At 48.4% G+C, this 24,026-nt stretch carries 17 protein-coding genes; 8 read left to right on the top strand and 9 right to left on the bottom strand.

The features are described 5' to 3' along the window. The first annotated feature begins 133 nt into the window (after nucleotides 1-133). From IC230_RS24640 to IC230_RS24630, 3 genes are all read left to right on the top strand, one after another. Nucleotides 134-985 (top strand): class I SAM-dependent methyltransferase, encoded by an 852-nt coding sequence (locus IC230_RS24640; RefSeq protein ID WP_191041739.1) that lies wholly within the window; start codon nucleotides 134-136, stop codon nucleotides 983-985. A 440-nt stretch (nucleotides 986-1,425) separates the two neighbouring features. Continuing rightward, nucleotides 1,426-5,472, top strand: a complete 4,047-nt coding sequence (locus IC230_RS24635; RefSeq protein ID WP_191041738.1) for a PA14 domain-containing protein — start codon at nucleotides 1,426-1,428, stop codon at nucleotides 5,470-5,472. A gap of 302 nt (nucleotides 5,473-5,774) precedes the next feature. Further along, nucleotides 5,775-6,875 carry an acyltransferase family protein gene (locus IC230_RS24630; RefSeq protein ID WP_191041737.1) on the top strand — a complete coding sequence of 367 codons (1,101 nt, stop codon included), beginning with the start codon at nucleotides 5,775-5,777 and terminating at the stop codon, nucleotides 6,873-6,875. A gap of 52 nt (nucleotides 6,876-6,927) precedes the next feature. Here IC230_RS24630 and IC230_RS24625 read toward each other — a convergent pair whose 3' ends face one another. The 6 genes from IC230_RS24625 to IC230_RS24600 all read right to left on the bottom strand — a co-directional run bounded on the left by IC230_RS24625 (nucleotide 6,928) and on the right by IC230_RS24600 (nucleotide 13,029). Next, complete coding sequence (locus tag IC230_RS24625; RefSeq protein WP_223860824.1) at nucleotides 6,928-7,854, bottom strand: SGNH/GDSL hydrolase family protein; 927 nt, start codon at nucleotides 7,852-7,854, stop codon at nucleotides 6,928-6,930. 168 nt (nucleotides 7,855-8,022) lie between these two features. After that, complete coding sequence (locus IC230_RS24620) at nucleotides 8,023-8,901, bottom strand: aldo/keto reductase (protein WP_191041735.1); 879 nt, start codon at nucleotides 8,899-8,901, stop codon at nucleotides 8,023-8,025. A 109-nt stretch (nucleotides 8,902-9,010) separates the two neighbouring features. Beyond that, complete coding sequence (locus IC230_RS24615; RefSeq protein ID WP_191041734.1) at nucleotides 9,011-9,868, bottom strand: prephenate dehydrogenase; 858 nt, start codon at nucleotides 9,866-9,868, stop codon at nucleotides 9,011-9,013. Beyond that, a complete protein-coding gene (locus IC230_RS24610) occupies nucleotides 9,868-11,022 on the bottom strand; it encodes a pyridoxal phosphate-dependent aminotransferase (protein ID WP_191041733.1) in 1,155 nt (384 codons plus the stop codon). The genes IC230_RS24615 and IC230_RS24610 overlap by 1 nt, the downstream gene beginning before the upstream one ends. 147 nt (nucleotides 11,023-11,169) lie before the next feature. Beyond that, nucleotides 11,170-11,751, bottom strand: a complete 582-nt coding sequence (locus tag IC230_RS24605; protein ID WP_191041732.1) for an NUDIX hydrolase — start codon at nucleotides 11,749-11,751, stop codon at nucleotides 11,170-11,172. Nucleotides 11,752-11,766: 15 nt separating this feature from the next. Beyond that, complete coding sequence (locus IC230_RS24600) at nucleotides 11,767-13,029, bottom strand: glucuronyl esterase domain-containing protein (RefSeq protein WP_191041731.1); 1,263 nt, start codon at nucleotides 13,027-13,029, stop codon at nucleotides 11,767-11,769. Between the two features lie 203 nt (nucleotides 13,030-13,232). On the opposite strand from IC230_RS24600, the gene IC230_RS24595 reads away from it, so the two are divergent. Continuing rightward, nucleotides 13,233-13,811, top strand: coding sequence for a hypothetical protein (locus tag IC230_RS24595; RefSeq protein ID WP_191041730.1), 579 nt, complete (start codon nucleotides 13,233-13,235; stop codon nucleotides 13,809-13,811). An 18-nt stretch (nucleotides 13,812-13,829) separates the two neighbouring features. Here IC230_RS24595 and IC230_RS24590 read toward each other — a convergent pair whose 3' ends face one another. After that, nucleotides 13,830-14,768: a nucleoside hydrolase gene (locus IC230_RS24590; RefSeq protein WP_191041729.1), complete on the bottom strand. Its 939-nt coding sequence runs from the start codon at nucleotides 14,766-14,768 to the stop codon at nucleotides 13,830-13,832. 186 nt (nucleotides 14,769-14,954) lie between these two features. Between IC230_RS24590 and IC230_RS24585 the strand changes: the two genes are divergently transcribed. Next, entirely contained in the window at nucleotides 14,955-16,616 is a 1,662-nt protein-coding gene (locus IC230_RS24585) for a M28 family metallopeptidase (protein ID WP_191041728.1), read from the top strand. Nucleotides 16,617-16,681: 65 nt separating this feature from the next. Here the strand turns inward: IC230_RS24585 and IC230_RS24580 are convergent, their stop codons facing one another. Both IC230_RS24580 and IC230_RS24575 read right to left on the bottom strand, forming a co-directional pair. Then, nucleotides 16,682-17,302 carry a thioredoxin family protein gene (locus IC230_RS24580; protein WP_191041727.1) on the bottom strand — a complete coding sequence of 207 codons (621 nt, stop codon included), beginning with the start codon at nucleotides 17,300-17,302 and terminating at the stop codon, nucleotides 16,682-16,684. Nucleotides 17,303-17,309: 7 nt separating this feature from the next. Then, entirely contained in the window at nucleotides 17,310-17,795 is a 486-nt protein-coding gene (locus IC230_RS24575) for a TlpA disulfide reductase family protein (RefSeq protein WP_191041726.1), read from the bottom strand. Nucleotides 17,796-18,418: 623 nt separating this feature from the next. Here IC230_RS24575 and IC230_RS24570 point away from each other — a divergent pair. The 3 genes from IC230_RS24570 to IC230_RS24560 all read left to right on the top strand — a co-directional run bounded on the left by IC230_RS24570 (nucleotide 18,419) and on the right by IC230_RS24560 (nucleotide 23,928). Beyond that, nucleotides 18,419-19,672, top strand: coding sequence for a TolC family protein (locus IC230_RS24570; RefSeq protein ID WP_223860823.1), 1,254 nt, complete (start codon nucleotides 18,419-18,421; stop codon nucleotides 19,670-19,672). 2 nt (nucleotides 19,673-19,674) lie between these two features. After that, a complete protein-coding gene (locus IC230_RS24565; RefSeq protein ID WP_191041724.1) occupies nucleotides 19,675-20,631 on the top strand; it encodes an efflux RND transporter periplasmic adaptor subunit in 957 nt (318 codons plus the stop codon). Nucleotides 20,632-20,745: 114 nt separating this feature from the next. Beyond that, a complete protein-coding gene (locus IC230_RS24560) occupies nucleotides 20,746-23,928 on the top strand; it encodes an efflux RND transporter permease subunit (RefSeq protein WP_191041723.1) in 3,183 nt (1,060 codons plus the stop codon). Nucleotides 23,929-24,026 lie beyond the last annotated feature (98 nt).

Genomic DNA, 24,026 nt, shown 5'->3' with positions numbered 1-24,026 from the left:
TATAAATTTGAAAGATAGATCTTATATGTTGATGTATTTATATAGTTCATATTGCAAGGAAATAAACTTTTATTAATAGTGAATCGAAGTGTAGAACGGTACTATAGAAAAAAGAACTTTCAATATATGTTTTATGAATATCAGACAACTAATTCCCTCCTTTGTTAAGAAAGTCATAAAAAGCCTTATACCAGTTTCAGTTATTGATCAGTGGGAAATTATCACAGGTCAACGCGATTCAATGACACCTCCAACCCGACTTCATTTTGTTGGTGGTGGCGATTTTAAAAATCAAGGAATCGCATTTTTACAGCGATTTAAGGAAATAGGTAAACTAAAGCCTACAGACAACGTACTGGATATTGGCAGTGGAGTAGGGCGTATGGCGCTTCCTTTGACCAGTTATTTATCCCCCACCAGTCGTTATGAAGGTATCGAAATAGTAAAAGATGGCGTGGATTGGTGCAATGAACACATTGCCGATAAACATCCTAATTTTCATTTTCAACACCTGAATCTTTATAATAAAAGATACAATCCTACGGCTACGCTTCGGTCTTCAGAACTCACTTTTCCGTTTCCGCCAGAAACATTTGATTTCATTTTTTTAACGTCGGTTTTTACGCACATGTTTGAAAAGGATATAGCTCGTTACTTAAGCGAGATGTATCGAGTACTTAAACCAAACGGCCGTGTTTACCTCACGATTTTTCTGCTTAATCCAACATCCCGCCAACTTATTGCTGAAGGCAAATCCAGTATAATCTTTTTGCCATTCACGAGTTCATCCATGGTTGAAAGTCATGAAGCGCCCGAAAATGCCATTGCTTTTGATGAACATGTTATTCTGGATATGCTTACAAAAACAGGATTTACATTAGATGGACCAATTCACTATGGCTATTGGGCGGGGCGAGGTGATTTTTATGATTACCAGGATACCATAATCGTTACTAAGCCTGATTCAGCTACTGAGAAGAATTAGTGATACGTAAAGTATTCCTAATAAATAAACGGAGTTTGACAATAAGTTATATTAATGGTTGGATAACTAACTATTGATATAATTAATAAAATTGATACTTAACTCGAGTACGCGTTTGCGTATATGAATGGCTTAAAGTTATTCAGTTATACAAAAGAATTATTCTACGTATTATAATCCTTATGAGTAAGAAGATTCCAGTTCTAATTATAGCTAATAAAATGTCGAATATACTAAAATAAGCGAATTCACTTCAGCTCCCTTTCTTGTTAAGTATATTTTTTAGCGTATTTTGAGGCTGTTAATTCTTTTTTTATATAAGTAAATAAAAATACATATTTAAATATTTAAAATGTCGAATAATAGGAAATCTATATACTAAATATTTTCGTACATCCCGTATAAGGTAACATTGTACTCACTCTACAAGCCAATACAGGATGAAGAATTATTTACATGACTATTTTAGTCAGTTCCTATTATTGACTCTTATCTTCTCACTTATTCAGGCCAACTATGCCAATTTATCGCTCACACTTAACGGTATTTCTCCTGACGATGGATTGAGGAGTTATAGACTTTTAAAAAAAACTGATCCTGCATTTAAAAGTAGTAGGGTTATCACAAAAACGAAACGTGTTACCAACGATCCGATCCACTTTCAGATCAGCACCAATAAGGAACAGGTAGCCATTGGCGAAGAGATAGAGCTAACTGTTACGGCCCAACTGATTTCGATCTCGCCCAATCTAATGTTTTTTCCGTCTGGGTCAAACGCTTATACGCTTAAAATGCTCCTTCCGACTAGTTTTCAGCAGACTGGCGGTGATCTAACCGAATACCTTACGGGCGAACTAGTTTATCCTTCCAAAACCATAGCTACTTATACGATTCGGGGTTTTTTTGCCAATGCCGATAACAAGGCATGTTTCCGATTATTAAGAAGCCATGAACAGGCTACCAGCCAAAGTCTTTTTGTTGAAAAAGCGGGCGTTTGCATTACTGTAAATGAGACTTATGTTAAGGGATCTGCTCGCGTTGCGGCTGATGTGTCAACATTTAATTGGTGCATTGAAGCGGAACAAGGGACGGGTAATCGCAGTGTAGCAAGCAGTAGTTTGGCGTCGGGAGGTCAGTTTATGGGCCGTTTCGGGAACAGCACTGAATATATGAATTATACCGTTACGAACGTACCTGCTGCTGGGGAGTATGTTCTGCAGGTATGGTATAGTAGTGGCGAAACCCCTCAATTAGGGATTGTGGTTAATGGAAATCTACAGATCGTTGCGGGTACTAACAATGGCAATTGGGCAGGACCTTTTGCTGAAAAAGCAGTAACCGTTCAATTGCGGGCAGGTACGAATAGTTTACGTATTCAGGGTGTTGAAAGGAGTTTTGTTTTAGATCAACTCTGTATAAAGGGCCAGGAGTCTGCCTGTGCAGCACCGAGTTTAGCCCTGACTTCGTCGGGTTGCAATGGCAGCAATACGTATTCGGTGGGCTTCACGGTTCAGGCAGGGGCTACGGTGAGCAGCAGTGCGGGCGTGGTTCAGGGCAACCAGGTGATCAACGTTCCGGTGGGTACCGACGTAACGGTCACGGCGAGCTTGAATGGGTGTTCAACCCAGAAAACCGCTACCTCACCCACCTGCGGCTCATCGTCGGGCTGCGGCACGGGGAGTGGGCTAATCGGTACGTATTACAACACTAACGATCTCTCACAGAATCCGGTGATTACCCGAACCGACGCCCGGGTGTATTTCAACTGGGGCAATGCCTCGCCAGCCGATGGCGTGCTCAATGCGGATAATTTTTCGGTACGTTGGTCGGGTCAGGTGGAGGCCCCGGTTTCGGGCACGTACAGTTTTAGAACTTACAACGACGATGCGGTTCGATTGTGGGTCAATGATCAACTGCTTATCAATGACTGGAGTGCCCGTGGGTCTGGCTGGAAGGAGGGGAGCCTCACGTTGACGGCTGGTCAGAAATACACCCTAAAGCTGGAGTATGCGGATTTGAGTGATGTTGCCCAGATGCAGCTGTATTGGGAGTACTCGGGTCAGGCCAATCAGGTCATACCCAGTTGTCGGCTGTATCCGAGTGTATCCTGTACAGCACCGAGCTTAGCTCTGACCTCGTCGGGTTGCAATGGCAGCAGTACGTATTCGGTGGGCTTCACAGTTCAGGCGGGGGCCACGGTGAGCAGCAGTGCGGGCGTGGTTCAGGGTAGCCAGGTGATCAACGTTCCGGTGGGTACCGACGTAACGGTCACGGCGAGCTTAAATGGCTGCTCGACTCAGAAAACCGCTACCTCACCCACCTGCGGCTCATCGTCGGGCTGCGGCACGGGGAGTGGGCTAATCGGTACGTATTACAACACTAACGATCTCTCGCAGAATCCGGTGATTACCCGAACCGACGCCCGGGTGTATTTCAACTGGGGCAATGCCTCGCCAGCTGATGGGGCGCTCAATGCGGATAATTTTTCGGTACGTTGGTCGGGTCAGGTGGAGGCCCCGGTTTCGGGCACGTACAGTTTTAGAACCTACAACGACGATGCGGTTCGATTGTGGGTCAATGATCAACTGCTTATCAATGACTGGAGTGCCCGTGGATCTGGCTGGAAGGAGGGGAGCCTCACGTTGACGGCTGGTCAGAAATACACCCTAAAGCTGGAGTATGCGGATTTGAGTGATGTTGCCCAGATGCAGCTGTATTGGGAGTACTCGGGTCAGGCCAATCAGGTCATACCCAGTTGTCGGCTGTATCCGAGTGTATCCTGTACAGCACCGAGCTTAGCTCTGACCTCGTCGGGTTGCAATGGCAGCAGTACGTATTCGGTGGGCTTCACAGTTCAGGCGGGGGCCACGGTGAGCAGCAGTGCGGGCGTGGTTCAGGGTAGCCAGGTGATCAACGTTCCGGTGGGTACCGACGTAACGGTCACAGCGAGCTTGAATGGGTGTTCAACCCAGAGAACCACTACCTCACCCACCTGCGGATCTGTGGGAGGTGGCGGTGCCTATAATTACCCAATTCCAGCAACTCCTGCTTCCTGGCCATCTTATAACAGCGATGTGTTGTCAGGTAAGACCATTGGCGAGACGGCTGTATTGGAAAATGAGTATGTAAAAGTTGAAGTCCGAAAAAATTACGGCGGAGCTATCCAGATTATTGACAAGGCATCTGGAAAGAAGCTGGTAAATTTTGCCGACTGGGGTAGACAAAACGAACTTAGTATTTATAGCGGTCCCAAAGATTTCTCCGCAAGCGGCTGGCCTGGTTTTAATCAAATTGGCTGGAATCCGCTGACGGTGGGTGATATTTATGGCAATGGGGCGCCGGTAGTTACCTGGGGTTTCGTTCGGGGTAATGATGGTCTACAGCGCATCTACGTAAAGACCCGGATGATTAACTGGCCGACGAATAATACGTTAATGGATGCTTATAACGAGCGTTGGTACGCTCTGAATGGCAGAGAAATAGATGTGAAAACCCGTGTTACGTTTAACCGCACGGATCAGAAATTTTATGAGCCAACCGTACCTCAGGAATACCCTTGTTTTATGCGGAGCGGTAAGAACACGCTACGTTACTATACGGGTAACGCACCCTACACAAACGCTCCTTATACAACGACCAATAATACAGAAGTGAACGGAAATGCGTTTGCCAGTGGGCATTTTATGATCGCTGAGCCCTGGATTTCTCAGGAACAAAATGGACTGCATATATTCGTCAATACGGATAAATTAGCCCTTGCCAGTACTACGGGCTACGACTACCAATACAATAATACTGATTACGAAGGAGCGTTTCAGGCAACCTATGCAACGCCTGCCAACTGGCTGGTAGTTGATCCGCACGATGTTTGGTACCACAATTATGGTTTTTACGTAACACCTTCATTTACAGAAGGGAGAGTATGGGCTAATTCCCGTCCACGCAAGTATGGCGATAAACCGGATTTTCGTTTCGACGCAGCTCGTGGTCGAAACGACTGGCATGTAGGCAAGGGCTATGATCAGGGGCAGCCATTTAGTAGTGATGGGTGGAATTGTACCTTGGTCCCAAGCCAGGATGGAGGACCGCTCACAGCCCGACGCAGCTCGATTTGCTCGCCATTTGGGAGCTGGAAAGCATCGACTATTTCGACACTGTATATACGGATGAAATATACGGGGCAGGAGAATCAATTTCGGGTGACATTTCGACGGAACGGCCAATCCGAGATTCCTTACAATTCAGATAAACCGAACCAGTTTGCTGCCTGGTACCCAAATGGGTTGGAAAATTCACTCAGCCAAAGCTTTACGTTTACGCCTATTAAAGACGGGCAGTACCATACTTACACGATTAACTGTGCCGCCAATCCGGAGTGGAGAGACGTTATTCAGTATTTTCAACTTGGCTATGGCAATGGGAATGAAGTCATTCCACAGGAGACAGTGAGCCTGTTGTATTTCGGTGTCAATAATCCGGGTAATTGATAATTTGTCAAGAGAAGTATGCCTTACGCTTAACCTTTATAACCTTAACGTGCCCTTCGATCCATCCAGATTCGAGAACTAATCGTGCTTGGTTAAGCAACACATCTTATAGCCTGATCCTACCAGTTATCTCATTGACTGGTAGGATTTTTTATAGTGTACAGTTGTATAATTTACATGTGTTGCATGAATAATAAATCATACCTTTGAGACACAGCCAGATTTTCTGCTACATAAATTGATCAACGTTACAAAAATGAAAAGTATGTACCACACTGCTCAATTACAAGGTCCGCAACTATATGAAGCCTGTTGTCTCATCGTCGCATCACACAAATAATTTTGATGTTATCCGGTTAGTGGCCTCTGTGTTTGTGCTTATAACTCATTCGTATCAATTATCGGGTCGTTTTCATACCGAAAGTGAATTTATGGAGCAGTTCAGCGGTCACCATTTTCCGCTGAGTTACTTTGGGGTTGGTATCTTCTTTATCATCAGTGGGTACCTTATCAGTCAGAGTCTTTATCGCAGCGCATCGGCTCTTGATTATCTCAGAAAGCGGGTTGCCCGCATCTTTCCGGGGTTAGTTGTCATGGTACTACTGACTATTTTCGTACTTGGCCCTTTGTTTACTACGTTCAAATTATCTACTTATTTCTCCGATCCTGAAACCTATACGTATCTAAAAAACTGCCTCCTTTTTAAGTCACAGTCTCACTTACCAGGTGTATTTCTAAGAAACCCCACTACACCGATGGTGAATGGCTCTCTTTGGACATTGGTCTATGAGTTCAGTTTCTATTTAGTGCTCCTTTTCTGTTATCAAACGGGTCTTCTTCGATTTCGCTTCCTGAATCTTGCTTTATTTGGTATTGGGATATCTGTATTTACATTGTTGAAGGAGATACCTATTTATTATAATTACTACCCATCGATCAATATGTCGCCAGGTGACCTGATGCGATTTTTGCTGTTTTTCTGGAGTGGTGTTCTCGCTTTTCTATACAGAGATCGTATCAGCTATACTGGCAATGGGGCTTTACTTGCGGCTACTGGCTGTATAAGTCTCATCTATTTACGTCAGTATGATCTATTCAATTCATTGGCTTACATTTTGTTGCCATACCTGATATTTTACCTGGCTTATATACAAGGTTCACTGAATGACTTTGGAAGGCACGGTGATTTCTCCTATGGTATCTATATCTATGGCTATCCTGTTCAGCAGGCGATCGTTTCCTTTTATCCAAACATGCAAGGGATTATGTTAATGGTCTTGTCTGTACTCATAGTGGCTCCCTTGGCCTGGATGTCGTGGTTCTGGGTAGAATCACCGGCACTCCGTTGGATCAAGTCGAAAAAGCAAAAATTGGCGTTGGAGTCAAATATCGTCAGTTCATGATCGACTAAATGAATTGCAAATCGGTGTGGTAAAAAAGTTGCGTTGAATCTGGTCAATTATTGAATTTTTCCCAGATCAGATCAGCAATTTGCTGCATACCAACGTCGTTAGGATGAGCGGCTACAGCGGGATTTGAATACTGACCAGCAAAGTACCGACTCTGGCCGACCATTCCACTTAGATCAACCAACACATAGCCCTTTTCGGTCGTCACTTTTCGAATGACAGCATCAGCCTTCGGGCGCGCCCAAACGCTGGTTGTACAGATTATCTTATGTGGTTGACTGGTGCTGGACAACTCCGCCAACAGCGTTCGATACTGAGTTTCAAGATCGTATGGCTGAACCCTGTTTTCATCCATATTTTCGCCGAGCCGAACGACAATCAGATCGGGTTTGAAATCATTGATTACCGGAGCGAATTCAGCCCTGGTATAATCAGGTGCTCCAAACTTTAACTCAAAATCTCCCCCGTTTTGCAGTCTAACCAGCAGAGGTTTGTAAAGCGTTTCCAGATTGGCGGTCAACAAATGGACATAATCCTTTTCAGGAGCGGATGCCGCCATTCCATTTGAGTTAAACCAGCCTATACTGGCTACCGGAGGATGTGACGTTATGCTATTCCCAATAATGAGCATCCGCTCGAAGTATAAACGGAAAGAGGCCGATCGGGTTAGTGAGACCCTGTTATCCGCCCGTAGCCGGGCCATAACCTGACCGCCCTTTATCAGTGTAAATTGTTGACCCACTTGCCAGGTTTGGCCTTTATCCAGGGAATATTCAATGACGGCCCCGGCAGGCAATGTATCTGTAACTAGCTGAACATCAGTTTTAACGTGGAAATTGCCGCCAGCTGGTACGATACGTGGCGTTTTCAAATTGACCGTATCGACGGGAAGGCTGGTGTCGAGCGATGGATCGTCAGGTGTACATCTGCTTCCGGCCAGTACAAACAGTAATCCAAGTAGTGTAAAAATCAATCCTGGCCAATTTCTGTGGCCTTCTAACAATCTGCTAATCACGTTCATATTCAAAGAAGCAAAATAGAATAGTGATTAGCAGATTGATTAAAGAATGGCGAAAATTTTACCAGATTTTTTTTACTACTCAGTAAGTTTTATGGTTGAGCAAGTGCTCAACCATAAAACTTACTGAGGTAACGGCATGTCCTGAAAATCTTCGCCCGTAAGCTTGATCGAGACGGCTTTCACATTCTCCTCGAGGTGTTCTACCGACGAGGTACCAGCAATGGGTAACATCACTGGGGAAGCGGCCAATAGCCAGGCCAATGCTATCTGGTAATCCGTTGCTTTATGACGCGCAGACACTCGTTTGATGGCATCTTCAGCCGCTACGTTGCCGGCATTGAGCGGAAACCACGGAATGAAAGCGATGTTATTTTTCTCGCAGTACTTCAGTACGTCATTCCAATGCTGTTCACCAAAATTGTACATGTTCTGTACGGATACTACATCAAAATACTGTTTGGCCTGTTCGATCTGATCAATGCTTACTTCCGACAGACCAATATGACGTATTTTACCTTGCTGCTGGGCTTCCTGTAAAAATTCCAGGTACTCTTCGGCAGGGACTTTGTTGTCAAAGCGGTGAAGCTGATAGAGATCAATCTGCTCAAGTTTCAGTCGTTTGAGACTGCCATTTAGGGCTTCTTCGAGGTGCTTGCGGCTGCCATCAACGGGCCACTGATTGGGTCCAGTACGTAGTAAACCACCTTTGGTGGCGATGACTAAGCCATCAGGGTAGGGGTGAAGGGCTTCGGCAATAAGTTCTTCCGATATGTAAGGACCGTAGCTGTCGGCTGTGTCGATAAAATTAATGCCCAGATCGAGCGTACGTTTGAGTACACGAATGGCTTCGTCATGATCTTTGGGTGGCCCCCAGATACCATCGCCAGTTATGCGCATAGCGCCATAGGCCATTCGGTTGACAGTTAAATCGCCACCAATCGTAAGTGTACCCGCCTGTGCTGCCAATAAAGATCCAGCGGGTTGTTCAGTTGCTTGCATGAGCGTTTCGCTATTGTTTTGTTTAAACCAGGAGCGTTGATGAGGCTCCTATATCTTCAGTGTAAACAAATCGAAACGCCTTTTGATAAGCTATTTATAAACTTTTAACCTACCGCTTTTCAATTCCATCCAGTACGCGCCGGATTACATTCGCTCGTTGCATGAAATCCAGAGACATCGTTACGTCCTGATCATCAATAACTTGTTTGAATTGCTGAAGGAATTCGATATAAGCCGTCAGCGCATTCGAAACATTCGTTCGATTCTGATCGAAAATTGGTGCCCACATCTGAGGAGAGCTTTTGGCCAGACGAACGGTTGAACTGAAACCTGTGCTGGCCATGTCGAAGATAGCCTGCTCGTCTTTTTCTTTTTCCAGTACGGTCAAACCCAAGGCAAAAGCGCTGATGTGACTCAGGTGCGATACGTAGGCCAGGTGTAGGTCATGCTCTTGTGGGGTCATGTAAAACAGCTTCATACCGACATCCCGAAACAGACTTTCGGCCAGTGTCAGACTGTCGCGGTTGCTTTTATCACTGTCGCAGATGATCAGGTTTTTGCCAGACAGTAATTCCCGGAATGCTGCGCCGGGTCCAGAGTTTTCCGTTCCCGCCATGGGGTGTGCCGCTACAAACTGAGCTCGCTTGGGATGCGCATCAGCCACCTCACAGATTAGCCCTTTGGTTGAGCCCAGATCGACCACCGTAGCGTTGGGTGGCAAATGGTCAAGCACGGTGGGTAGCAGGTCGATGATTACATTCACGGGCGTAGCCATCACAACCAGTGTACTCTGTGCGACGGCTTCTGCTAAGGGCATCACGTCGTCTACAATGCCTTTTGCCAGCGCCAACTGGCTATTTACGGGTGACGTGTCAACACCGATAAAGCGGATTTTGGGGTATTTTTCACGCACGGCCAGGGCGAATGAACCGCCGAGTAAACCAATGCCAACGATACTAACAACCATTACATTAATCGTTTAACAGCCTCATCGATACGTTCTTTGGGCATACAGAGCGACACGCGCACGTATCGGTTTCCTTTCGGACCAAAAATAAAGCCGGGTGCAATGAATACGTGTTTATTCACCAGAAGATCATCGACCAGCGCTTCGGCCGATTCGACTGAATCCGGTAGTTTAGCCCAGATGAACAGACCCTCCTGGTCGGTGGTGTATGTGCAGCCGAGTGTATTTAGGAGGGCATGAACCGCATCCAGTCGCCCCTGATAGACCGCGTTACGTTCCCGATGCCAGTCGTCAGAATTAGTCAACGCTTCGGCAGCCGCATCCATAAGCGGTTTGAACTGACCAGAGTCGACGTTGCTTTTGATCGTCAGAACGGCATCGACGTACTCTTTGGCACCCGCCATCCAGCCAATCCGCCAGCCCGCCATGTTGTGCGACTTACTCAGTGAATTCAATTCAACGGCTACGTCTTTGGCGCCATCTACCGACAATAGACTAATGGGTGATTTTTTATTTAAAATAAGACTATAGGGGTTATCGTGACATAACAGCAATGTATGATCATGCGCGAAACGTACAGCCTGCTCGAATAACGACCGGGTTGCGGGGGCTCCGGTGGGCATGTGCGGATAGTTCAGCCAGATAATCTTAGTCGTGTCGGTCACTAAATCGGCCATGGCTTCCCAGTCGGGTTGCCAGCCGCCATGCTCCAGCAAAGGGTATTCCTGCACGTTGGCACCGACCATTTGGCTGACAGCCCGGTAAGCCGGATAACCTAACTCGGGTACCAGCACACCGTCGCCCTCGTTCAGAAATGTCAGGGAGATGTGCGTAATGCCTTCTTTTGATCCGATCAGGGGCAGGATTTCGGTTTCTGGATCAAGCGTAACTCCGTATGTATGTGCGTAGAATCGGGCAATGCCCTGGCGAAGAGCCGGCGTACCTTTGTAGGATTGATACCCATGAGAAGTGGGTTGGTGCGCCGATTTGGTCAACGCATCGATGGTGTTGGCCGAGGGCATCATATCGGGATTGCCGATTCCCAAATTAATAACATCGTGACCGGCCGCCTGAAGACGACGGACTTCAGCCAGTTTGACCGAAAAATAATACTCCTGCGTTTGATCAGCGCGGTGAGCGAGGGGGATAATCATGACCGGAATTACACGGATTTATGAATTAGCAGAATTAGCAGGATACTGCCTGAAAATCGGGCAACCAACTAAATTAGGACGGCAAAGATACTCGTCAGGAGAATGCTATTGGCCTTTCACAACGATAAAAACAAGGTCAGCTTTAGCCTATAATCCGCTGAATCTCGCGGGGCCACCCGGCGTTTCAGACAGATATTTCAATAGCGGTGCTACGTGCAAGGCCTGAATCATCTCGCTGTTGTTGATAATTTCCCGGGCTCGTTCCGGCGAAACGACATGAACCGTTATCTCCTCCGTTTTTTCAAGGTGTTGTGCCTGCCTTGGTTCGACTCCCGTGGCCAGAAAAGCGTATGTCAGATTATTGTGAGTGCCCGGATTCACCGAAAGCGTCATAAGCGGTTGCCAGTTTCCACCACCAAACCCCGTTTCTTCCAGCAACTCGCGCTGAGCGGCCACCAGCGGATCTTCGCCCAGGTCAATAACCCCTGCACAGAGTTCATAATGGACACCCGCAATGCCATGCCGATACTGACGAATGAGCACTACGTTACCTTCAGTCGTAACGGCCACTACGTTGACCCAGTCAGGGTATTCAAAAATAAAGTAATTAGGGATCGAGCCCCCGTTTTCCATTCGGATGGCGTCTTTGCGAACGGTGAACCAGGGTAACTGATGAATGTATTCGGACGTATCAACCTGCCAGGGCTGGGGATCATTATCGGGATTCATAGGCGCAAGGTACACCTAACGAACTAATTCATCGGCAAAGCGCAGGTATTGTTCCCAGTCATAATCCGTTACGTCGTGTTTGCCCGTACGGTCGTGATAACGGACGGTTTGTCCGACAGGCTGGTTTACGGTCGGAAAAGTCGTTGTACCCAGCGCTGTTTTTCCGTAAAGTTTATAAACAGGTTCGGTATGCATTGCCCCCAGAAACTCGCCTTTTGGGTCCGACCATTGGTCGTCGCTAGCGCTGGCAACGTAAAGCGGACGGGGCGCTATTAACGCCAATAGCTCGTGTTGATCAATGGGCAAATCTACTACGTGTTTGTTATAGGTTTTGTAACGGACGCAAAACCAGTGTGGGAAACTGGTATTGATACGTTCTACGGTTTCGCCATACCACCGTCGGGACAGAGCCGCTCCGCCCTCGCCTGATTCGTTGGAGATAACAGCCGCAAATCGCTCATCCTGAGCTCCGGCCCACAAAGCGGCTTTGCCAATACGTGAGTGCCCGATAGACATGATCCGTTTCGTGTCGATTTTAGGTTCCGTTTGTAGATAATCGAGAATACGACTCATTCCCCAGGCCCAGGCACCAATCGCTCCCCAGTTATCAGGCTGGGTTGTGTCTCCCAAGACAGAACGAATATGACCTTGCCAGCCTTTGGGATGATCCGGTTCGATGTCGCCGTAATAAGCCGTTACCAGCGCATACCCTCGCTTTACAATCGTCTCGACAGGCCAGCGCCTTGCCTGCATACCGCGCGCTTTTCCGGTTGCCTGGTTAGTTATAGTCGCTTCGCCCGTGTTGGCCATCCAGCGGGTTGACAGCGGAATAGTTGCATCGGTTGTGACACAGTGATTCCCGCAAAAATTTAAGCCTAGAAAAGCTGCAGAAGCCCGGTTGTTTTTGGGGAGATAAATCAATACATCGATGGAAGGTAGTTTCGGATAATCGATGAAGAAAATGGAAACCTGTTTGCGAATCGCCAGTCCGTTCAGTGCCGATGAATCGACCGCTGTTGTTTGAAAACGAAGCTTGACTGCTTGTTTGGGCGTTTGTCCGTACACGTTTTCAGCAAAGAGCTGTATAAGTTCTTTCCGCCGATTCGCCCAGTCCGCACGGGTTTTTACGGGTTTCCCTTTAGCGTCAATCAATGGATCAGGCAGGGTATACGTACCGACTTTCGCTTCGTCGTAATTAAATACGGGTTCAGGAGTCTGTGCGTTGACAAGATGTACTACCAATATGATCAGCGCTAACGAAAACAGAATTCGAGCCATAAGTGCGATTCGGAAAAGTTTTGATCAGAAAAGCGAAATAGTCTGTTTTACATACTGGTTGAGTCACCTTTTACACCAGATTTATACCCCAGACCGAGCATTCTTTAGTCGGCTTTTTTATGCCTTTCATATTAACCGCCTTGTCTGATTCGTTGTAGAAGGGATTTACTTTTGCCAGTTTGGTTCGTACAACCCGCAACCTGATGAAAAATAGTATTGCCCTGATTGCTGCTACGTTCTGTTTTTTGCTTTCGTCATGCCACCGGCCCGTCGCTTACTTTCAGCCAACGCCCCATCCGGCTGCGGCCCGTTTATCCGTCGATAAACCGACTACGTCCACAGACACTGTACCGTCTGATTCTGTAATAGCGGAGCTTCCCCAGCTTGCTGTCGTTCCCGAAGTGGTGACTAGCGTCAGTATAAAGTCAGGGCTCGAACAGACAACCAATACACAGGTCGAACGACGTATCCGCCGGATTCAGTCGTTACTGGGAAGTTCAACGACCGAAACGACGGATAAACAGCCCGAGCCAAAACCAAAGAAAAAACTCAAACTCGGTAACCGAATCCGGGAGAGCTTGGGCATGCCGTTACGCAAGGAACTCAACTGGTGGCAACGAATCAGCTGGAAACTCAAAGCATCCGTAATTGTGTTGCTGGTAGCCGTATTGTTCGCTATTCTGCATATTACGATACTGGCTATTATTTTCGGGATACTAGGAGCATTCCTGCTCATTACCGGCCTCAAGAGATCGTTTAAAGTTCGTCGGCCCTGGTTCTGATGTTGCGGTAGGGTTTACTCATGGCAACCCACAAACAGCCTCATAGATTAAGTCGATGTACCGCTTCCGGTCAATGTCATAAACAAAGTCTACGTTCGGCGTTTTCTTCAGTACGTCAAAAAAATCAACGACCGTCGTGCCTGCGGTCAACTGGCCTGTTACCTCTACAGCAACGTAGCAGGGTTTTAACGTGAACATTGACGGATCGATTAGCCAGGCAATGGCGCAGGGATCGTGCAAAGCGGCACCACCTTCCAGTTCGGGACGTTCACTCCGGTAATAAATAGAAAAGAAATCCATCAAGTCAGCGAATACGTTGCCCGTTTGGTTACCCAACGCTCTAAACCGGTCGATATCTTCCTGGAAAACCAGCGCCTTATGCGTTACGTCTAATCCACACATCGTAATCGGAACCCCGGAGTTAAAGACGATGGCAGCCGCTTCGGGATCAACGTAGATGTTGAATTCGGCTGTAGGCGTAATATTTCCTCGAAACGCACCCCCACCCATCAGTGAAATGCGTTCAATTTTTGGCTTAAGGTACGGGTACGCGAGCAGTAACGTAGCAATGTTCGTTAAGGGACCAGTCGGCACCAGCGTTATCTTTTCCTGACTCTCGCGTAGAATATTGGCCATAGCCTCGATGGCTGATACCGGTTCGTGTTTCCGAACCGGCTCAGGCAAAACCGGACCATCCAGGCCCATTTCGCCGTGTACATAATCCGCAATGATCAGTTCGCGAAAGAGCGGTTTCTCACTGCCCTTATATACCGGAATATCGGCGCCCAGCAAATTCATGATTTTGAGCGCATTCGTCAGCGTTTTTTGCTGCGTCTGGTTCCCTGCCGACGTAGTAATCGCCTTGATGTCGAATCGATTGCTGCCAACCGCCAACATCAGCATGACGGCATCATCGTGGCCGGGGTCGCAATCAATTATAATCGGTAATCTATTCATAATCTGTTCGTTAAAACAAAGTGCTATGGCCGTTCACCAAGGCTTGTAGCTCGTTAGGGCGGCTAATATACCATCTGTTCGATACGTATTGCGACAAAGATTGGCTACTAAGTCCGTTTTTGCATTGGACCTGCCGAAACCATAGATTATCTTAGCTACTATTTCTTCGTCATTCTACCTGATCAAATGCGCCACTTGACTTACTGTTTGCTCGCTCTGCTCATTAATTCGCTTCCTGTAGCCTCGTCTCTGGCTCAATCCGATGCTATTCCCGCCGATGCCCAGCGCGTTACCCGAACCGTTCGCCCGGAGGCTATTCGCAATCACATGCGGATTCTGGCGAATGACTCGCTGCGGGGCCGAAAACCTGGTACGCCCGGCTTCGATATGGCCGCCGATTACGTAACGAAACAATTGAAAGCGCTGGGATTAAAACCAGCCGGGGAAAACGGTACGTATCGGCAGGACGTACCCTTACGGAGGTGGCAGGTAAATGAAGCAACTAGTTCGTTAGCGTTGGTAGTCAATGGTCGTGAACAGCCGCTGGTTTATGGCAAGCAGTTTATTTTCAGCCCAAGTCCGGACCACGCCACCAGTAACGTAACGGCTCCCGTTGTGTTTGTTGGGTATGGGGTTTCAGCGCCTGAGCTGGACTATGACGATTACACCGGTATTGATGTAAAAGGCAAAATTGTGGCCTTTGTAAACGGAGCACCCGCTACGTTCCCATCGAATCAGCGGGCGTATTATTCGTCGTCGAAAGCCGAAAATGCGGCTGCACACGGTGCCGTTGGTACCCTGGCATTTAGCTTACCTTCCGATCTGCGGAACCGGATCGAAACGGCGGCCCCCCGCGCCCGGCAGGGAACGTATCGTTGGGTCGATAAAATGGGTAAGCCGCAACGTACCTACCCGGCCATACAGGGCGCGGCTTCGCTGAGTGATTCGGCCGCCCGACTGCTTTTTGCCAACGCCGGTACTTCATTTAAAGACGTGATCACCAATGCACAGAAAAATCGGCCGCAGGCTTTTCCGTTAAACGTTTCGGTCCGTATGCAAACGCAAACCAACGTAGTGGAGAACGTACCGGGCTATAATGTCGTGGCCATGCTGCCCGGCTCAGATCCGGCCCTGAAAGATGAGTACATTGTCTACGTAGCGCACATGGATCACCTGGGCGTAGGGCGTCCCGTAAAAGGAGATTCGATTTACAACGGTGCCCACGACAACGCATCGGGTGTGGCGATTATTCTCGAAACGGCCCGGCTGTTTACGTCGCTGGAGAAAGCACCCCGCCGATCCATTCTGTTTGTGGGCGTAACGGGGGAGGAGATGGGCCTGCTCGGGTCGGATTATTTTGCGAGCAATCCAACCGTACCGAAAGATAAAATCGTGGCCAACCTGACGTTGGATATGCCGTTTTTCTTTCACGCGTTGCTCGACATTGTGCCGTATGGTGCCCAGCACTCAAGCCTGGATCGGGAAGTGAGGCAAGCGGCTGGATTTGTCGGTGTGCAGATCAGCCCCGACCCCATTCCTGAACAGACCGTTTTCATGCGGAGCGATCATTTCAGCTTTGTTCGGCAGGGAATTCCGGCGCTTTTCATCAAAAGCGGGTCACAAACGGGTAATCCAAATCTGGACGGTACCAAACTCAACCTCGAATGGCGGGCAACCATTTATCACTCACCACAGGATGATATGAACCAGCCGTTCGATTTTAAGTCAGCTGCCAAGCATGTACAACTACAATTTCTAACTGGCTACCTGACCGCTCAAACCGACCAACGCCCCGTCTGGAACAAAGGCGATTTCTTCGGAACGAAGTTTGGCAAAACGAGTGAATAGAATGGTATCACGGGCTTCAGCCCGTTTACTGACTAACGGGAGACACGGGCTGAAGCCCGTGATACCTACACCCCTTTCCATTTAATGCCGCAACCAACTGCTCGGGCGGAAGGCGTTGTCACGGATTTCCCGGCCAGCAATTCATTCACCGCTGTCTCAACGTATTTTTTGTCAGCGGCTGACGGTTCGTACTGATTGTTGTCAATAGCGCCAATGTACGCTACCCGATATTGGTCGCCATCGCGCTTCACCACAAACATGTGCGGTGTATTGGTCGCGCCAAACGCCCGGGCAACGGTCTGCGTATCATCGTACAGATACGGAAATGAATACTTCGCTGATTTAGCCCGCTGTTGCATGGCATCGTACGAATCGCCAGGTGACCGCTGGGCATCGTTCGACTGAATAGCCACGACCGGATAGCCTTTGGAAGCGAACTGCTCATTCAGCGCGACGATCCGACTTTCGTACGCTTTCGCGACTGGGCAGGTGTTGCAGGTGAAGGCAATAATGTAGCCTTTTACGTCCTTTTTGTCGGCCAGGGAAACGGTTTTCCCGTCAATGTTTTTTAGTTTGAAATCCTGAACCGTATCACCAACTTTATAGCCATCCGACAGCGGTCGGAAGTTCATCAGGCCGACTGCTAACAGGAAAGCAATCACTGGTAAAAAAACGCTCTTCTTCATGGTTGATCTAACGTTTACTTTGGTTAATAATCGATTCGAGTTCTCCCTTCTCTACAGGCTGTCCGATAAATTTACGGATGTTCCGTTGCTTATTCAAGATCAGAGTCATCGGTAACGCGCCTGACCATTCCGGAGTTAGTTTATCGACCCAGGTATTCAGGTCCGGCTCATCCAGCAAGACGACCTTTGACTGAATTTTCCGGTTACGAACAAATGGAACCACCTTCGTCGACAGCGTTTTTTTATTGTCCATACTGACCAGCAACACGGCCACTTTTTGGGTCGCATACTGCCGACGTACTGATTCAAACAGAGGTAGCTCTTTTACGCAGGGCGCACACCAGGTAGCCCAAAAATTTACGACATACAACGTATCATTTGACCGGTCGACCATCTGCTTCAACTGATCGAATTTAACCATCGCCACCGATTGACTCCGGGCAGGTAAGTTAGTTAGCAGTAGAGCAAGCAGAATACTAGCAGGCAATTTCATTCGTCAGGCTGATCGTCAATAGATTAACAAATACTGAACGAAACCTTCCCGGTTTTTATGATGATCAGTCAAGGTCCAAAATCATTCTGACTGTTGAGAGCGGCCTTTCAGCTTCAGATGGTTAAGAAGGTGCTTATCAAGGATGCGTAACATCGGTTCTGTCCCGATAGCGAAAAACGCCGTGAACGGAAGAATTTGGAGAAAACGACGTAAGCGCCTGGTGTACTGGCGTAGCGAATTGCCAAGAAAACTCTGACTTAACTAGAGTTTTCGCTTTTATGGTTGAGTCGCCGTAACGGTACAGAGTCATCCACAAGCTACTGCAAATTCACACTGACCGAGCCAGGTACGTATCGTGAAGGGAAATAGTAAGATTTACGCTACTTCATCTTTTGAGTTTTCTAGAAATACCATGTCTTATCGAAATGGAAATGAGACTTTTTGCGCTACGTAAATTCCCTGGAAAGCCTGTTGTTATGAAGATTGTATAAGTATTTTTAACTAATTTTTAATTGTGATTTTATGAGTGTTTAATAGCAATTTTGTGCTTTTGGTATGCCTAGAATGTTGTTTAGCCAGGCCCTGTTGATCGAATGATTTTGCGACTATCCCTGTATCTCCTTTTGTTTCTCTGCTTATCCGGTCTGAGTGCTTCTGCCCAGACTGTATTCACCTTACGACAGACTCTTCAGAAAGTTCGCGATAACAGTCCGGCTCTACGCGTGGAACGGTATAACATCAATGCTGCACAGGCTGATCAAACGACTGCGAATCTCCGGCCAAACCCCGTCCTGAACAATCAGACGCTTCTGCAATTGACTCCCACGCCCGGTGCTGAAGGAGTGGGTTTGATGAATCGACAACGGCGGCAATTCTGGTTACAGGCTACCAAGGAATTTGACATTCACAATAAACGATTGTATCGGAGCCGCTTTGCTGAAGCCAATACCAACCTGGCCATCCGAAGCGTAGCCGAAACCGAACGGGGCTTGCTTTTCGACGCGGCCAATCGCTATCTCGACGCCTGGTATGCCCGTGTTCAACTGGCGGTGCTGCAACGTGCCAAAGCAAACGTTGATACGTTGGTGCAATTGAGTAAAGTACGGCTTAAAAACCTGGTTATCACCACCACAGACCTCACCCGAACGCAGTTGATCTCGGATCAGTATGATATTCAGACCCGTACGGCCCAGCAGGACGTACGTAATCGGCTGAATGAGTTACGATTAGTATTGGGTGTGGCGGATAGCATCAGCGTAGCCCTGAACGACTCGATCGTTAATCCACCGTTTACAACGCCCCTCCGTTTATATCCGACCGTGAATGCCAGCGAAGACAGTTTGCTTCGACTGGCATCAACGATCCGTACCGATGTACAGGTAGCCGAAGCTAATCTTGAAACGGCCCGGCGTAATGTGGCTTTGCAGCAAGTACTGGCCAAACCACGTAACGAAGCCGGTTTCATCTGGAATCCGCAGAACGCTGTGCCCTATGCGGGCGTGTTTCTGACACTCGAACTACCAGTCTATAGCCGAAACCAGGGTGAAATTCAGAAGTCGAGGGTCTTGCAGGAGCAGGCGGGTCAGGCGGCTGCGCTCGTGCAGGCTCGAATTCAGTCAGAGGTCGAAACGGCTTATCAATCGTTCATGACGAGCCGTCAGAATGTGGATCGTTATACGGGTATCCGGCGTGATGCCGATCAGGTGCTTGCTTCAGTACGATATGCTTACCTGCGCGGGGCCACTACGCTGATCGATCTGCTGCAAGCGCAGAGCGCCTGGTTCGATACACAAACGGCTTATTATCAGACCCTTTATACCTACCGTCAAAACTACGTTCGGCTTTTGTACGTAACCGGGCAGATCAATTCCTATTAAGTATGAAATTCCCATCCATTTTACTGCTGACGTTGCTGCTGGTTGGCTGTAAAGAAAAGCCTAAGCCCGTCGTTACGTCGATTCCCAGGCCAGTAATCAGTGCAGACGGTAGCCGCATTACGTTCTCCGATTCAGTTATGATGCGGGCTTTCACGACACAGCCTGTGCATTCGGCGGCTATTCAAACCGATTTTTCGGCACCTGGACACGTAGCAGCCATGGTTTTACGATCGGGTGAGAACCCATCCGAACGGCTTGTCCTCTTCGATGATCCCAGTTTATCCGATAACTACACGGCCATTCTGCAGCACCGCATCAACATCCAGACAGAACGCGGTAATCTGGAACGGGTAAAAGACTTGCAGGCGCATGGGGCAGCCTCAGGCAAAGAAGTTATCGAAGCGCAGACGCAGCTGGCAAACGAAGAAGCGGCCATTATTTCGGACGAAGCCACCCTTAAACTCGCGGGCTTTGATCCCGTTGCGTTACGTCGAGCCGCTCCGAATACAATCCTGGTCGTCTGTGAAATTCCCGAAAATCAGTTTGGCAGTATTCGAAAAGGATTGGTCTGTACCCTCAATTTTACGGCTTTTCCAAACGAACGGTTTGCGGGACGTATCGATAATGTCAATGATTATGTCGATAACACCACTCGCCAGATCAAGCTACGCATTTCCGTGGCTAATCCCGATGGGCGACTAAAAGCAGGCATGTTTGCAACAGTAGAGTTTGGCGTTACCGAAGGCCAATTTATGACCGTTTTGCGCGACGCTGTGGTGACGGTTCAGGGACGCGATTATGTCTTCATCAAAACAGGGCCAGAGCTTATTGAACGACGGGCAGTGCAGTTGGGTCAGCAACGGGCCGATCGTGTCGTCGTGCAGAGTGGGTTGCGCGAAAATGATCAGGTTGTTGCCGCCAATGTGTTGCAATTGAAGGGGTTGAGTTTTGGGTATTGATAAAGAGAGGAGGAAGGGGAAGAAAGGGAGGAGAAGGAGGAAGGACCAAACCGATGGGTGGTGGTTTTCCGTTCAGCCCTCTCCTCCCTTTCTTCCCCTTTCTCCTTTTACATTATGATTCAGAAATTAATAACGTTTTCGCTCAAAAACCGCTGGATTGTTGTCGGACTGGCCATAGCCATAATGGGTTTGGGATTGTGGTGCTTCAAACTATTAAAGATTGAAGCCTATCCCGACATTGCCGATACCAACGTGATCGTCATCTCGAAATACGATGGTCGGGCAGCTGAAGAAGTTGAGCAGCAGGTGACCATCCCGATCGAGCGCGTCCTCAATAACGTACCACACGTAACGGATCGCCGTTCCCGAACGATTTTCGGACTGTCGGTAGTTCAGTTGAATTTCGACGAAACGGTAACGGATTATTTTGCCCGTCAGCAGATTATCGAGCGACTGTCAAGCGCACAACTTCCCGATGGTGTTGAACCGGAGTTAGCACCGTTGACCACCGCCGTTGGCGAAATTTATCGGTACGTGATCGAAGCACCACCGAGCATGACGCCTATGGAATTGCGGGACCTGCAGGACTGGACCATCATTCCGCAACTGCTCCAGGTGCCGGGGCTGGCTGACGTAACGACATTCGGTGGTCCCATCAAACAGTTTCAGGTTATCCCCGATCCGGCAAAGCTTCGCAAGTATAACCTGACCTTGCAGGATGTTATAGAAGCCGTTCAGAAAAACAATCAGAATACGGGCGGAAACGTCATTGCGCGTGGTGGACAAGGCTTTGCGGTTCGAGGGTTGGGTGCGTTGAAAACACCGGATGACGTAGAGCACATCGTGTTGAAAGCGAATGAAGGTGTACCCGTTTTACTACGTGACGTTGCCAGTGTCGAGATCAATCCGCCATCGCCGTCGGGTATCCTGGGCTATCGAATTCCTGACGAAAACCTGGATGTAATTGGCGCTACCGAAGGAATCGTACTGTTGCGTCGGGGAGAAAATCCCAGCGAAGTGCTGGAACTGCTGAAAGCTAAAATTGCGGATCTCGAAGCGCGTGAACTACCGAAAGGTGTCCATTTACGCGTATTGTATGATCGGGGTTTTCTGATCAATCACTCCCTCGAAACGGTTGCGCATACGCTCATCGAGGGGATTTCGATCGTAGCCATTCTGCTCGTTTTGTTTCTGGGAAGCCTGCGGGCGGCTTTGGTCGTTACGGTCACGATTCCATTCTCGTTATTGTTCGCGTTCATTCTGATGAAACTGGTTGGTATTCCGGCTAACCTACTATCGCTCGGGGCCATTGACTTCGGGATTATTGTTGATGGAGCCAGCGTTATGGCAGAGCATCTCCTTCGACGATACCGGTCGTCGGGACCCGCGGATCGAAACCAGGGCATTGTGAACGTAACGGCACGATCGGCGGGGGAAGTGGCGCGGGAAATTTTCTTCTCCGTCACGATTATCATTCTGGCGTATATGCCGATTTTGTTGATGCAGCGTGTTGAAGGCAAGCTCTTTAGTCCGATGGCGCTGACGCTGTCATTTGCCGTAATTGGTTCGTTAATCTGCGCACTGACTATTATTCCCGTATTGATTTCATTTGCTTTCCGCAAAGCGCTAGCTCCCGATGGTAAACCGCTCAAAGAGCATAAAAACTTCCTGCTATCACCGCTGGAACGGGGCTATCAATGGTTACTACGCTCTACGCTATTCCGGGTTCCGCGTCTGGTCGTTGGCGTGGGTATGGCGATTGTACTGGTTATGATCGGTTTTGGCCTGAAACTGGGTACCGAATTTTTACCTGAACTTGACGAAGGCTCGATTTTTATGCGGGCGTTCATGCCATCGGGGATTACGATTCAGGAGAACGCGAAGATCTCGCCTAAAATCCGCGATATTATCAGTGAATACAAGCCGGTCAGTTTTGTGATCACACAGGCGGGACGTAACGACGATGGAACCGACCCCTTTCCAACGGACCGTACCGAAATTCTCGTCGGCCTGAAGGATTACAGCACCTGGTCGGATACAATCTCTAAGAAAGAAATTGTGCGCTCGATGCAAAACAGGTTGCAGGAAGCTTTTCCGGGTGCGTTCTTCTCGTCTGGCCAGCCGATTATCGATCAGGTGATGGAAATCGTGACGGGCAGCGCGGCTGACTTAGCCATTTCTGTGGTAGGCAGTGATTTAACACTGATGCGCGCCAAAGCGGATAGTATTGCTACCCTGGTACGGGGCATGAACGGGGCTGTGTCGGTCAATATTGAACAGGAAGGGCCCCAGGACCAACTGGCGATTAATATTAACCGGCCGGCTGCGGCTCGCTACGGAATCAACGTTTCTGAGATCGAGAACATGATCGAAGCGGCCATTGGTGGCAAAGCCATCGGTTCGATTTACGACGAAGCCAAACGATACGACATTGTGATCCGTTTCACGCCCGAAAGTCGGGGAAGTATCGATGCGATTCGGCTTCTCCAGGTTCCTTCAGCAACGGGTGCTTTGATTCCAATGAACGAATTGGCTGACATCCGGTACGTTCAGGGGCAGACGAATATTTATCGGATCAATGGGAAACGTATGGTGACGGTCAGAACGAATATTCGGGGCCGGGATCAGGGCGGTTTTGTGAAAGAGATCAGTCAGAAAGTGCGTGAACACGTCAAAATTCCCGAGGGCTATAGCGTCATCTACGGTGGTCAATATGAAAACCTCGAACGGGCCGGTGGCCAGTTAGCCATTTCGATCCCGCTGACAATTGTCGTTGTGTTCTTATTCCTGTTTCTACTTTACGGAAACGTTCGCGATACGTTGCTAACACTTACCTGCCTGCTGTTTGCGCTGGCGGGCGGGATTGGCGCTTTGTTGTTGCGAGGGTACAATTTCAACGTATCGGCCGGAGTAGGTTTTGTGTCGATTTTTGGAATCTCTGTGATGGCGGGCGTACTGCTGGTTTCGGCGCTGAATCGTAATCTGCTCAACAATCCAAAATCGTTGATGGAAATTACGATTGAAACAGCGCAGGAACAGTTTCGGGCCATTATGGCGATTATGGTGGTTGCCATTGTCGGTCTTGTACCGGCTGCCATTTCGAGTGGGATCGGCTCCGACGTTCAACGGCCGCTGGCTACGGTTATCATCGGTGGACTGACAACAACCCTACTTTTCACGCCATTGATCATTCCACCGTTATTTTACCTCGTCAATCGGCGTCGTCCGCGTCCAACTCCGCTGGATTCTACGGGCCACCACATACCCGAGCCGATTGAAGAAGGAACAGAAATGTAGAAAGCAGTGAATCGTGTCAGCCGTGGCAGCCGTGGTGTTTGGGTTGGAAAGCCGAGGGCTGGGCTGCCTCGGGCGGGGTGATTTTTTGCTTTTCTGGA

Origin of the sequence: Spirosoma validum, assembly GCF_014699035.1 — a bacterium.
Lineage (GTDB): Bacteria > Bacteroidota > Bacteroidia > Cytophagales > Spirosomataceae > Spirosoma > Spirosoma validum.
This window is presented reverse-complemented; position numbering and strand designations above follow the sequence as displayed.

Excerpts from the sequence above, each read along its gene's own strand:
- IC230_RS24640 (WP_191041739.1), top strand. The coding sequence starts at position 134 with ATGAATATCAGACAACTAATTCCCTCCTTTGTTAAGAAAGTCATAAAA.
- IC230_RS24635 (WP_191041738.1), top strand. The coding sequence starts at position 1,426 with ATGAAGAATTATTTACATGACTATTTTAGTCAGTTCCTATTATTGACT.
- IC230_RS24630 (WP_191041737.1), top strand. The coding sequence starts at position 5,775 with ATGAAGCCTGTTGTCTCATCGTCGCATCACACAAATAATTTTGATGTT.
- IC230_RS24620 (WP_191041735.1), bottom strand. The coding sequence starts at position 8,901 with ATGCAAGCAACTGAACAACCCGCTGGATCTTTATTGGCAGCACAGGCG.
- IC230_RS24615 (WP_191041734.1), bottom strand. The coding sequence starts at position 9,868 with ATGGTTGTTAGTATCGTTGGCATTGGTTTACTCGGCGGTTCATTCGCC.
- IC230_RS24610 (WP_191041733.1), bottom strand. The coding sequence starts at position 11,022 with ATGATTATCCCCCTCGCTCACCGCGCTGATCAAACGCAGGAGTATTAT.
- IC230_RS24605 (WP_191041732.1), bottom strand. The coding sequence starts at position 11,751 with ATGAATCCCGATAATGATCCCCAGCCCTGGCAGGTTGATACGTCCGAA.
- IC230_RS24600 (WP_191041731.1), bottom strand. The coding sequence starts at position 13,029 with ATGGCTCGAATTCTGTTTTCGTTAGCGCTGATCATATTGGTAGTACAT.
- IC230_RS24595 (WP_191041730.1), top strand. The coding sequence starts at position 13,233 with ATGAAAAATAGTATTGCCCTGATTGCTGCTACGTTCTGTTTTTTGCTT.
- IC230_RS24590 (WP_191041729.1), bottom strand. The coding sequence starts at position 14,768 with ATGAATAGATTACCGATTATAATTGATTGCGACCCCGGCCACGATGAT.
- IC230_RS24585 (WP_191041728.1), top strand. The coding sequence starts at position 14,955 with ATGCGCCACTTGACTTACTGTTTGCTCGCTCTGCTCATTAATTCGCTT.
- IC230_RS24580 (WP_191041727.1), bottom strand. The coding sequence starts at position 17,302 with ATGAAGAAGAGCGTTTTTTTACCAGTGATTGCTTTCCTGTTAGCAGTC.
- IC230_RS24575 (WP_191041726.1), bottom strand. The coding sequence starts at position 17,795 with ATGAAATTGCCTGCTAGTATTCTGCTTGCTCTACTGCTAACTAACTTA.
- IC230_RS24565 (WP_191041724.1), top strand. The coding sequence starts at position 19,675 with ATGAAATTCCCATCCATTTTACTGCTGACGTTGCTGCTGGTTGGCTGT.
- IC230_RS24560 (WP_191041723.1), top strand. The coding sequence starts at position 20,746 with ATGATTCAGAAATTAATAACGTTTTCGCTCAAAAACCGCTGGATTGTT.